The following is a 12,175-nucleotide window of genomic DNA, read 5'->3' as shown; positions in this document are numbered from 1 at the left end:
AACTGCATAGAAACATCAAATGTCCATATATACAATAATAGGATGGCTTTATATTAATTAATCACCTATATAATTTTCCCCTTACAATTTATCCTTGCCCCAATACTATCTCACAGTATCCGTTGATACTTATAAGAGCCTGAATATTAAATTTAGTAATGTAAAAAGTTTGTTTTCAATCATTTTTGTTTATATAAATTTATTTTTATTTAGTTTATATGTAACCAACAAGCCATTTGCAAATCAATCCTGTTGAGCTATTACTTTTTTAAAGACCTCATATGTATTATTTTTATTTAATTTTGTTTACACCCTTAAAAAAAAACGAGCATATGATACTATATACTAATCCGAAAACCATATAGTTTACTTTCTAAGAGCACTGATCTGTGTTCTTTTTTTTGAATGAAGCTTGTGTTCAATTTTTTACTACATTTTTAAAACCTTCACTTGTTACTCTTAGAAAATACTTTTAAAACAGTTACATATACATAAGATTTTTTGATTGCTCGGGATTTCCATCAATACTATCAAAAACTTTAGCTTTGTATTTTATCCTATTCAAATATCATTTATCATAGCCACATATATCCCCAATTTCTCATTTTATAATTCCGATTCATAGTATTTGGACCTTGGAATAGCTAATTACTAAGTCATAGAATATCTTTTTCATTAACCCTTCCGACCATGTTGTATTTATTAAACCTTTGTACTATAGGATTTAGTAGTTAACTCACTGATCATAAAGAGATAATATCAGAACGTGATTTCTATTAGTCCAAGCACTTCATGTTACTTACACATACACTATAAAATGTTTGGACTTTATTATTTTAATTAAAACTTAAAATTAGGAGGATTTAATATGGCAGATTGTACAGGTTTAGCTTGTTTTTTATTCTCTTCGTGGCCAACAGGAACAGTAGTTACAGTTACCACTAGATCAGGTCAAATTATCGGACCTGCTACTTTTTCACTATTCTTTCCGAATATATGTGCAGTAGTGTTGGTAGAAGAAGATGTGATAACCCCCTCTTCGACCAATACTATATTCATTAGTTGTGAAGATATAGAAAGTGTTACTTTAACCACTCCTTAAGATGCTTCATATTTTTCTAGCTTAATCCATATTTAAGAAATTCTAATAACTGTCTTTTTTCATGAAAAATCTAATCAGTACAACCTAAGATGTAACATTCTATTGTATCTATTATTTCAATAAGATGCTTTAATTTAAACTTTTTCTCTTCTAAAGGTTACTTGTCTACACATCGTTCTATAAACTTTCATATGATATAGTATATTGTTTAAAGGAGGGATAAATTTGTTCTTATGCAATTTATTTGGTTGTTCAGGTGGAGTATGTAGTATTTTTAAAAATTTACAACCAGGCGAAGTCGTTACTGTGACTGGTAAATCTGGGAATATTATTGGTCCTGCTATTTTTACCAATTTTAACCCTAATACTTGTATCGTCACATTAGAAGAGGAAAACTCAGTTACTCCTCCTACTACAAGTATTACTAAGATTAGTTGTAAAGAAATAGAAAGTGTTACGTTTATCTCATAATATATTTTAAACCTAAAGCAGGGGTTGAAATATGAAACTCTTATACATTACTTCTGGTTACTCAAAAATCTATCAATATCTAGATCAAAGCATACAAAGAACTCTTATCGAGCAAAATTCCGAATGGTTAGCAGTACAGCCAAGTGAATTAATACAGCAATTGAATTTCATTACAACAACGTTTCATCCCGATATTGTATTCACCTTATTAGGTAATCATCTACCACAAAAAGCAATTCAATATTTTAAAAAAAGGAACATTAAATTAGCTGTTTGGTTAACTGAGGATCCATTTTATATAGATACTTCTCTTCTTCTATTAAATAACTTCGATTTTATATTTACTATTGATAGCGAAGCACTTAAATATTACACAGCTTTAGGATATACCAATGTATATCACTTACCATTAGCAACTAATATAGAGGTATTTAAACCTAATCTAAAAAATCCAAAATATAAAAGTGAAGTATTGTTTATTGGATATCCTTATCCTAACCGAGTGAAATTAATACAGTTTCTCTTGGAAAAAACGCCTTATCACTATACTATTATTGGTCAACACTGGAGAAATAAGTTATTAAAAAAATGGAAGAATCACCGAAGAATTAAGATTATAGAAGGATGGATTCCCCCTCAAGAAGTTGCACTCTATTATAATAACGCTAGTGTTATTTTAAATCCTCACCGTAGTCATCTATTTCCACAGAATAAAAATAAAAATAAAGTAAAAAATAATACAATTAATAATCGTGCTTTTGATATTGCCGCTTGCCAAGGCTTTCAAATTATTGAAGAAAAACCTGACCTTTCATCTTTCTTCAATGAAGATGAAATTATATCCTATAACAGCTTTGAAGACTGTTTAAACAAGATATCTTTTCATTTAGATGATACAATTTTAAAAAGAGTAATGGTCGAAAAAATTCATGCAAGAGTTATTAGCCAGCATACTTTTTATGAGAGGATCCATTTTATAACAACTACTATACAATCACACATTCATTAATTTATTAAATTAATAATATCTTTTCTTCAATACTCATTCTTAATAAATTAAAATGTTTTTTCAATTTTATGAAGAAGCATTTTAATTTGTCTTTTCCCTATAAAATCTACCACAATTTCCCTGAAGATACAATTGCACTTTCAATGAGATGGAGAATAAACATCGTTTGGACCAATTTAACAAGTTTGCTACTACATTTTTAGTATTAAGGATTTTTTTATTAACATTTCGTATCAGTGTATGCTAGTTAATTTTAGCTATTATTGAAGGTGAAATATCAGCGATATTTTCTTTTGTATAGATATTAGCCGATTCGTTTACAAACTTTTCAACACTTTTTTATATTTATTCTATTATATCCATCTTCACAAACGTATTGTAATTAGGTACTAACCCTTTAAGTTTCTTTTTTGTATTTAGTAGCCGTAAAAAATGAATCACTGGCATATCACCGTAATATTTCTGCTTATATATTTTGAGGATATTTGGTATGAAGAGATAGAATAGTGTTCAGCTGGTTATACTCATACTGAGGTGAATTGTATGATTTGGACTATCATTATATTAGTCATCGTTTTTGGATTAGGAATAATACTTAAAGCACCCGAGGTCTCTGAAGAAGAGATTCGCATGAAACACTTAAGAGAACAAGCAAATCGTGAATATTTAGAAAAAATGGACCCACGAAAGTTTGAATATTTAATCGCTGACTTGTTTCATTCTCAGGGATATCGAGCGCAAGTTACACCATGTTCTAATGATGGAGGAAAAGACATTATTCTTTGGAAAGATGATGAAGTGAAATTTGTTGAAGTAAAAAGATATACAAAAGAATCTATTGGACGACCATATATTCAAAAGCTACATAGTGCCATCATCGATGGAGAAGCTACAGGAGGATACTTTGTTACTTTAAGTCATTTCAATGAAAATGCGCAGCAATACGCTGCAAATAAAAACATTGAATTAATTGATGGTAACGATCTTATCGACATGCTAAATTCATAAAACAAAAAGAGACGTCATCTGATGGCTCTTTTTGTTTACTGAATTATTCTTTTATAAAATAATATTTAACATATACATTTATTAGTCAATACTAAGTTCTACCTTTCTATAATATTGGATATACTATTTATACATCTAGAATATCACCATATGAGACACCTTCAGCTGGGGAAGGTGTCTTTATTATTTTCAATTCATATTGTATATATTGGACTCATATAATTAAAATACCGATTGTGTTATGCAGAAAAGAGTATTCCTCCCATCCAACCAGGAATGCTCTTTTTTCTGTCCTTTTAGTTATACAAATATTTTTCTGCATTATATTACATGGTTCAAGAGAAACCACGAACCAGAGCTCTCTCTGATCAAAAATATTCTGGTTTTATTCTCATCATATTCTTGGCTATCATTACATAAACATGATACAGAACGCCATTACGGGGATAATATATCTTATAATGTTCTACACACTAGGTTCTTCTCTCGGGAAGAACCCTTTTTATTATTCTTTCATTTCACATACACATAAGCTTCATTTACTGTTACATAATATGTTTTTCCTTTACTGCTTGTATATTTTATATTACGTTAAACCATTGATACTTATTTTTTCGTAAATAATGAATACTCCACTTATCCCCTAATCCACTGTGTTTTCATCAAGTAATTCAAAATTGAATGTCCTATTTATTTCCCTCTAGACACTTGAATAAAACTTAATATGTCGTCAATACTGTAGACAAGGCTTTTAATAAATCTGCCTTAAATTCTTCCCACTCTAACTCTCTTGGTCGAGAGCCGAGCAGTTAGCTTTTGTTGGCTGCTCTTTTATGTTTCATCGTCACATTATGATGAAATAGTCATATATTATCTTGAATTTAAAAAACCTAATTCACTTTTCAATATCTCCTTTCTTCCTTAAAGAGATCTTTTTATAGATCCTCTTTTTAAGTTTGTCAGCATAAAACTTAATATTCCGTCAATACTAAAGATAGGCGAAAGCCAGAACTCATTTAACCGTCCCTGTAGTTCTTCTCTTTTCTGTATTAAGCAGCTAGCTTACACTAGCTGCTATTTTATTTGCACATATCATAAGACTTCGAATATATTATGTTTGAAAGTGCTCTGTTTTATCAAAAAGCAATTCAGCGACGATTACCTTTTTATTTCTCAACACCAAGTACATGGTATCAAAATCCCAATAATGGTAATATAAAGGTACCTTCAGTTGTTGAATGTCTTGCCCTTTTAAAAGGCCCTGTCTAAAAACAGGGCCTTTTAAATTTATCTCCTACTAAAAATAGCATTTTCATTATAAGTCTTTCTATAAACGCTCTAATTTCCTCGGCATCAAATTAAATCCCATGAAACAGGCGTCCCTTTTTCTATATCCTTACTCGCTTTTTTCCCGATAATTTTGGATAAGTGCTTTGGTAATAAGCCATTCCCGGGTCTAATAGCTTTAACATTTTCATTTGTAAAGACTTCTCCTGCTTTTATGTTTTCTACTACATATAATGATCTTCTAAATTTTAAAGAATCTTTTTCTATATCAGTAGGTCCATAATATACATTCCCCAAAGATTCCCATGCTTTTTCAGTTTCGCTTACTAATAATTTAAATTCAGCTGGTTCCATTGAAAATTTAGCATCAACTCCTCCATCCGACCTTGAGAGCGTTAAATGTTTCTCAATTACTGTAGCTCCAAAGGCAACACTTGCTACAGATACACCTACTCCCAGTGTATGATCGGATAAGCCCACCTGACAGTTAAATAACTCTTTCATATGAGGTATAGTAACTATATTTGTAGATTTTGGAGATGCAGGATACGTACTTGTACATTTTAATAGAATTAGTTCTTTACACCCTTCTTCTCTCGCAGCCCTTACTGTTTCATCTAGTTCAGCAATTGAAGCCATACCTGTCGAAATGATTATTGGTTTTCCTGTTGCGGCTACTTTACGTATGAGGGGAATGTCAGTATTTTCAAAAGATGCAATTTTATAACATGAAACATTTAATGTCTCTAGAAAGTCTACAGCTGTTTCATCAAAAGGTGTACTAAATGGTATCATTCCTAACTCTATACAGCGATCAAAAATTGGTTTATGCCACTCCCATGGTGTATATGCTTCTTTGTATAAATGATAAAGTGATTTGCCTTTCCATAAACTTTTCGTATCATGAATTAAAAAATCACCACTTTCTATATTTAAAGTCATTGTATCTGGTGTATATGTTTGAATTTTAAATCCTTGTGCCCCGGCCTCCGCAGCTGCCTCTACAATTTTCAACGCCCTATCTAAAGATTGATTATGATTTCCTGACATTTCTGCAATAATAAATGGTGGCAAACTATTGCCAATCTCTCTACCTCCGATATATACATTACTCATTTTTGTCACCTTCAAGCTCTTTTTTTATAGATTCTCTTCTTTCCTCCCATTGTTCACGGGACAAGGTCATTGTAATGACATCAACATAATCATTGTCCCTATAAATATAATCTTCATATCTTCCCTCTTCTTGGAAACCAAGTTTCTGATGGAAATTTAAACTAATACGGTTTGATTCTATTATTTCTGCACATACTTTGTGTATGTCTTTGATTTCAAAAATAAAATCTAATGCTAATAAACCTAATACAGTTCCGGCACGTCTTACACTTTGTTTTTCACCTATATAAAATCCCCAATAACAAGTTCGATCCATTTTATCTATTTTTGTAAAATTAACAAATCCAATTGGTTTTTCTTTATATGTTAATAATCTTGCAACCTTTGTTTCATCCATTACGAGTTTTTCATACCACTTTAAATGTTCATCTATTGTTATTTGATGATTTTCATACATAACCGAGCGAATTTCTTTTGTATTCCGCCACTTTAAAATAATTTCTAAATCTTTCTTTTTTAACTTTTCCAATTGAAAATCCCCAATATCTAACATACTATCCTCCTAAAATAATTTTTGTTATTTCATTTGTATTACTGGCACACTGTATAGAAAGAGCTTTATTAGACATTTCTTTCACTATTTTAGAATCTGATAAAAGTTTGTTTACACATTTCGTAATTGCTTTATCCGAAACACTTTCAGCTGTACCAATATTCCATGTAGCTCCAACCTTCGCTACAGCCTTTGTTACTTCAATTTGATTTTGGGCAGTTGTAATTGTTATAGAAGGTAATCCAAGAAAACATCGTTCCCATGTGGTTGTGCCCCCAGCTCCTATCCCTAAATCCGCTCGTACGAGAAGCTCTTCCATATTCTCTATTTGACAATAATATGAAGCGTTAGTAACACTCTTACAATAAGTTTGAATATCCTCTTTATGAGGATTTTGGCTACCTACCACAACGTCTATTTTTAAGTTATCTTTATTTATATTTTGTAAAGCTCTTAACGTTTTTAATGTCTCATTTGTTACATCATGACCACCAAAAAAAATAAAAATCCTCTCAATTTTCCCTGTTCTTTTTCGTGAAATCTTCTTAGCTGCATGAAACTCTGGTCGTAATATAGCGTATTTAGGCCCCAATTTTACTAATGAGTGCTCTGGTATTAAATCTTTATAGCGACCATTAAGGTTATCATATAAATTTTGGTCTAGTAACAAATCACAGTCATGCATTCGATTTGCAAGATCATCGATTACCATAATTTTTCTTACACTTTTTCTTAAAGCAGACTCCCACTTATTATCTAATCCATAATGATCAACAATTAACCAATCACACTTGGGAAGTTGCGACAAAATATCATTGGTCTGCTGCGCATCAACAAACCAATGATATTTTAGCCAATTTAAATAACTCCCGTTTTTTGCACTTAAGAAATTCGTATTTTCACCATCTCCATCTAATACAAACACATGAAATCCTTTATTTAAAATATATTGATGCAAATCACCTTGCAGCTTACGACAAATGAAATATACTTGAGCACCTTTATTTCGCAATTCTTGGGCCAGTGTTAAACAACGCATAATATGACCGGTACCTATTTCAATAGATGCGTCGGCGCGAAAGGCAATTTTTTTCTCAAGCAAGATACTCCCTCCTCACTAAAAGCACTATAACTTATTAACTTATAATTTCGTTTCTCTATTTAGCTCATCTACTAATGATTGTTGATTTGCCCATTTCAATTTCACATGATTATTCATTTCAATAAGTTCAGGATTTCGAAGGATGAAATCTTTTATTTGATGAAAAAATAAAGGTTTAGATTTTACATTCAGACCTTTATAAAGTTCATTGAACATATCTAAATCCGGTTGTTCATCTAATGTTAACCTCCAAGTGGGGTAACAAAATGGTGGAGGAAGTTTCACTATATTGATACGAAATAAATGTGGATTATTAATAAAATAAAATGGAAGGTATTCTGCATAGGTTAAAGGTTTTGGGGTTTGTAGTAGTCGTTCAATTGCCTCTAATGTAAAAATATCGCCTGCTGTTCCGACAGGTAACGTACTTAACTCTGCCTGTGTATAATCTGCACCACTTTTCAAATGTTCATCTAGTAAAAAATTATTAATTTCTGGTGACACAGCTGGGCAATCTCCTGTAATCCGCATGACAATGTTTGCATTTTCTTGTTTTGCAGCTTGGAACATGCGATCAGCGGTATTTTCTGGATCACCTCTAAAAACCTTAACTTTTCCATCTAAATTAAATTTTTCCAAAGGGTCATCTTGTGCAATATCTGAAGTAGCAAGTATGACCTGATGTTTTCCTGGAATAGCTAATGTATTTATAAGACATCGTTCAATGGAAGAAACTCCGTGTATTGGCAATATGGCTTTTAAAGGTAACCTAGTAGATTTTAAGCGGCAAAGTACAATTATTACTACCTTAGGAGGTTCAATAACCTCTTTTGTTAATGGGGTACCTGCAGACAAATTATATACAGCTACCTGGGGTAATAATTCCTCTGCTTCAAGCTTGTTCAGCGCATTCTCTACAACATTTGACTCCATTGTTACTTTATTAGCTGTAATAATCTCTCCTTTTTTAATGTCAACTTTTGTAACTGCTCTTAACAATTTCTGATTTTGCAATTTTATTAACCCCCCTTTCATTTAATTTTTAGCAACACTATAAAACAAAAGAACTTTTCTCACAGCTTGTATTACATCCCGCACATCAGCTTCTGTCATTTTAGGAAATAGAGGCAGCGTAATAATTTCCTCATATACGTTTTCTGCTTGCGGACAAATACCTTTTCCGTAACCTAATTTTTGATAAAACGGTTGTAAATGTACGGGTATATAGTGCACGTTCACACCGATATTTTCTCTTTGTAACGCTTCGTAAAATTCCTTTCGATTACATTTTAATAATTTAGTATTTAAACGAATAATATAAAGGTGCCAACTCGAACCGGTTTGAGGCAATTGCTTTGGTATGATGATTTCAGATAAACAACTAAATTCTTTATTATAGACGTCTACATATTTCTTTCGAATCTTAATAAAGGAGTCTAATTTACTTAACTGTGATAAACCAAGAGCAGCTTGTATATCCGTAATTCTATAGTTGTAACCTAAGAATTGCATTTCATAATACCAAGGTCCATGATTTTCAAGAAGTTTTTGGGGGTTCCTTTCAATTCCATGCGTACGGAATTGAACAAGTTTTTCATAAAAAAGAGGATTATTTGTGGTAATTACTCCGCCCTCTCCGGTAGTAATATGTTTCACCGGATGAAAGCTAAACATTGTCATATCACCAATTGAACCAATCTTTTTATTTTTATAAGTGGCTCCTAATGCGTGAGCTGCATCTTCAATGATAAACAAATTATTTTTTTTTGCTATTTTTTGTATTGCTTCTAACTCTACAGGCTGTCCAGTAAAGTGTACGGGAATAATGGCTTTTGTTTTGTTTGTAATCTTTTCCTCAATAGATTTAGGACTAATGTTATATGTTTCATTGTCAATATCGGCGAATACCGGCTTTGCACCCTGGTATAAGATACAATTTGCACTTGCTACAAATGTCATTGGAGTTGTAATTACTTCATCTCCCTCAGTTATGCCAGCTGCATAGCAGGCAGCATGCAATGCAGCTGTACCATTTGAAAAGGAAACAGCGTATTTTGCTCCCACATATTTCGCTATAGCCTCCTCAAATTGTTGAACCATAGGTCCTGTTGTTAAAAAATCACCTTTTAATACGTCTACAACAGCCTGAATGTCATATTCATCAATTTGTTGCTGACCATATGGTAAATAAGTTTTTCTAACAGGCTTTCCTCCATGAATACCGAGAATCCCCCTTACCATTACTCTTTCTCCTTAGGGTTAATTTTTAAAGATTTAATCCACTCTTCTGTTTTAATAACTCCATCTTCTAAAGAAACTTTCGGTTCCCAGTTTAATATTGTTTTTGCTTTTTCATAGTTACATAATAATTTTTGGATTTCACTTTGCGGATGGATATGAGTTACATGTTGAATACTTACTTTATTTCCCGAAATCAATTCTGCTAATTTATTAATGGATATATCTTGTCCTGTTCCAGCGTTGATAATATGACCATTTGCTTTTGCAGAGTATCCTGCTGCCACAACAAAATCTGCACAATCTTCAACGTATAAAAGGTCTCTCGTTTGTTTTCCATCCCCATATATATTCAATGGTACATTATCTAATTTATTATTTATAAAAATGGCAACAACCCCACCTTCCCCACCTGTTTTCTGGAATGGACCATACGTATTAAATGGACGAATAACCACTACAGGTAGCTTATAAGCATAATAGTAAGATAAAACCATGTTTTCAGCAGCAATTTTTGATCCAGCATATGGAGAAGCTGGTTTAATCGGGTCTAATTCTGATATTCCTTGTATATTAGTAGCTTTATCATATACCATACAAGTACTCATAAAGACCATTTTGACGTTATACTTAAGACATTGTTCTAACAAATTAAAAGTACCTATTGTATCATTCTCAAAAGTTGATCTAGCATCATCTATACTATCTTGAACATTAATACTCGCTGCTAAATGATAACAAAGGTCAAATGAATTACTTTTAAATAATTCAGCAACTAATTTTTTATCTTTAATATCTCCTTGAATGCATTGCTTTAAATTTAGATCGTGTGCAAACTCGGTGATATTTGCAGTAGTTGAATTTGCTAAGTTGTCTAATATCCATACTTCATGCTTATCCTGCAATAATCTCTTCACAACCCACCTACCAATAAAACCTGCACCACCAGTTACTAATATTCTCATAGTTTCTCCCCTCCTGTTAATAGTTGCTGGTTTAATATTAAATTTCTAAGCTCTTCTTTTGAAATCGCATTTTGATTATCAGAACGGTAAAATCCTGCTTTCGCCCTTTCTGCATTTTCATATTGTGTACCCTTTTTTAATGGGCTAGGAATGATAAACATATCTGGTAATTCAAAAGCCTGTAAAGACTCATCATGTGTCATAAGTTCTTCATACATTTTTTCACCAGGTTTTAATCCAATTTCTTCAATTTTTATATTCTCCTTAGGCAACCCATATAACTTTGTAACTTCTTCTATCATCACTTCACTTAAATCTTTTAATGAAATAACTGGCATTTTTAATATAAAAGTTTCACCACCCTTTGCTATTTTCATTGCTTCAATTGTTAACATAGTTGCTTGATTCAGTGTCATCATAAATCTACTCATACTAAGATCCGTTACAGTTATTTTTTGGTTTTCTTTAATTTGATTTTCAAATAAAGGAATGACAGATCCTCTTGACCCCATCACATTTCCGAAACGAACACTTGCAAATATCGTTTCACTTGAACCTTTTGAATATTCCGCTGATGTAATCAATCTTTCAGCAGTCAACTTTGTTGCACCGTAATTATTTGTTGGTGAAATCGCTTTATCAGAACTTGTAAAAACTACCTTTTTTACTTTCTGAGCAATTGCGGCTCTTATTACATTTTGTGTTCCAAAAATATTGGTCAAAACTGCTTCAAACGGATTATATTCACAAAAAGACACATGCTTCATCGCGGCCACATGAAATACATAATCAATATTTTCCATCGCACTAAATACTCGATCATAATTACGAATATCCCCAATTAAATAACGAATATTTTGATTTTTATCCCTAAATTCTTCTTGTAATAAAAATTGATTATATTCACTTCTACTAAGAACCCTTACCACTTTTGGCTTTTCCTGTAGAACATTAGAAAGAATGCTTTTTCCAATTGTTCCTGTTCCACCAATAATTAAAACGTTTTTATCTTTAAAAAACATGAAAATATATACCTCCTCATATTAAAAAATTAATTTTAGCTAAGAAAAACCTCTCTTCAATTTGTGTGTAGTTCCATTAGCAAGCCATTTGTTGAGAGATAAACTGGTTTATCGGATATTAAAACACACGTTTCCATTGCAAGTTTAAGATACATATTAATCATTGAAAACTGAGGATATAATCTTTTACTTCAAATATTTATCGTTTTCCGACAGAAGACTCCTTCCTCAAAAATGTGAAGGTGTGAAACACCAATTTTAGGTGGGAGATGAACGTCGGTTGGCATAAGCCAACATATTTG

11 protein-coding genes are annotated in these 12,175 nt (G+C 31.8%); 4 read left to right on the top strand and 7 right to left on the bottom strand.

The features are described 5' to 3' along the window. The first annotated feature begins 868 nt into the window (after nt 1–868). The 4 genes from RT27_RS21495 to RT27_RS21480 all read left to right on the top strand — a co-directional run bounded on the left by RT27_RS21495 (nt 869) and on the right by RT27_RS21480 (nt 3,590). Nucleotides 869–1,102 (top strand): hypothetical protein, encoded by a 234-nt coding sequence (locus RT27_RS21495; RefSeq protein WP_000752671.1) that lies wholly within the window; start codon nt 869–871, stop codon nt 1,100–1,102. Nucleotides 1,103–1,327: 225 nt separating this feature from the next. Beyond that, nucleotides 1,328–1,573 (top strand): hypothetical protein, encoded by a 246-nt coding sequence (locus tag RT27_RS21490; RefSeq protein ID WP_000477970.1) that lies wholly within the window; start codon nt 1,328–1,330, stop codon nt 1,571–1,573. 31 nt (nt 1,574–1,604) lie between these two features. Next, nucleotides 1,605–2,582 carry a DUF3880 domain-containing protein gene (locus RT27_RS21485; protein WP_043937420.1) on the top strand — a complete coding sequence of 326 codons (978 nt, stop codon included), beginning with the start codon at nt 1,605–1,607 and terminating at the stop codon, nt 2,580–2,582. A gap of 543 nt (nt 2,583–3,125) precedes the next feature. Beyond that, the gene (locus RT27_RS21480; RefSeq protein ID WP_043937418.1) at nt 3,126–3,590 is read left to right on the top strand and encodes a restriction endonuclease; all 465 of its coding nucleotides are present in this window, start codon (nt 3,126–3,128) and stop codon (nt 3,588–3,590) included. Nucleotides 3,591–4,943: 1,353 nt separating this feature from the next. On the opposite strand, the gene pseI is transcribed toward RT27_RS21480, so the two are convergent. The 7 genes from pseI to RT27_RS21445 are packed head-to-tail and all read right to left on the bottom strand — an operon-like array spanning nt 4,944 to nt 11,873. Continuing rightward, nucleotides 4,944–5,993 (bottom strand): pseudaminic acid synthase, encoded by a 1,050-nt coding sequence (pseI, locus tag RT27_RS21475; RefSeq protein WP_043937416.1) that lies wholly within the window; start codon nt 5,991–5,993, stop codon nt 4,944–4,946. Then, nucleotides 5,986–6,546: a UDP-4-amino-4,6-dideoxy-N-acetyl-beta-L-altrosamine N-acetyltransferase gene (gene pseH / locus RT27_RS21470; RefSeq protein WP_043937414.1), complete on the bottom strand. Its 561-nt coding sequence runs from the start codon at nt 6,544–6,546 to the stop codon at nt 5,986–5,988. The genes pseI and pseH overlap by 8 nt, the downstream gene beginning before the upstream one ends. Nucleotide 6,547: 1 nt before the next feature. Then, nucleotides 6,548–7,648: a UDP-2,4-diacetamido-2,4,6-trideoxy-beta-L-altropyranose hydrolase gene (gene pseG, locus RT27_RS21465; RefSeq protein WP_043937412.1), complete on the bottom strand. Its 1,101-nt coding sequence runs from the start codon at nt 7,646–7,648 to the stop codon at nt 6,548–6,550. A gap of 39 nt (nt 7,649–7,687) precedes the next feature. Beyond that, nucleotides 7,688–8,683, bottom strand: a complete 996-nt coding sequence (locus tag RT27_RS21460) for an SAF domain-containing protein (protein WP_043937409.1) — start codon at nt 8,681–8,683, stop codon at nt 7,688–7,690. Next, entirely contained in the window at nt 8,684–9,889 is a 1,206-nt protein-coding gene (gene pseC / locus RT27_RS21455) for a UDP-4-amino-4,6-dideoxy-N-acetyl-beta-L-altrosamine transaminase (protein ID WP_043937407.1), read from the bottom strand. It abuts the gene before it with no gap. Further along, nucleotides 9,889–10,851, bottom strand: a complete 963-nt coding sequence (locus tag RT27_RS21450; protein ID WP_043937405.1) for an NAD-dependent epimerase/dehydratase family protein — start codon at nt 10,849–10,851, stop codon at nt 9,889–9,891. Before RT27_RS21450 ends, pseC begins: the two co-directional genes overlap by 1 nt. Continuing rightward, nucleotides 10,848–11,873, bottom strand: a complete 1,026-nt coding sequence (locus RT27_RS21445; protein ID WP_043937404.1) for an SDR family NAD(P)-dependent oxidoreductase — start codon at nt 11,871–11,873, stop codon at nt 10,848–10,850. Before RT27_RS21445 ends, RT27_RS21450 begins: the two co-directional genes overlap by 4 nt. Nucleotides 11,874–12,175 lie beyond the last annotated feature (302 nt).

The organism is Bacillus sp. L_1B0_5 (genome assembly GCF_000836715.1).
Taxonomy (GTDB): domain Bacteria; phylum Bacillota; class Bacilli; order Bacillales; family Bacillaceae_G; genus Bacillus_A; species Bacillus_A thuringiensis_S.
Note: the sequence above shows the minus strand (reverse complement) of the source record. Positions and strands in the feature narration are given on the sequence as shown.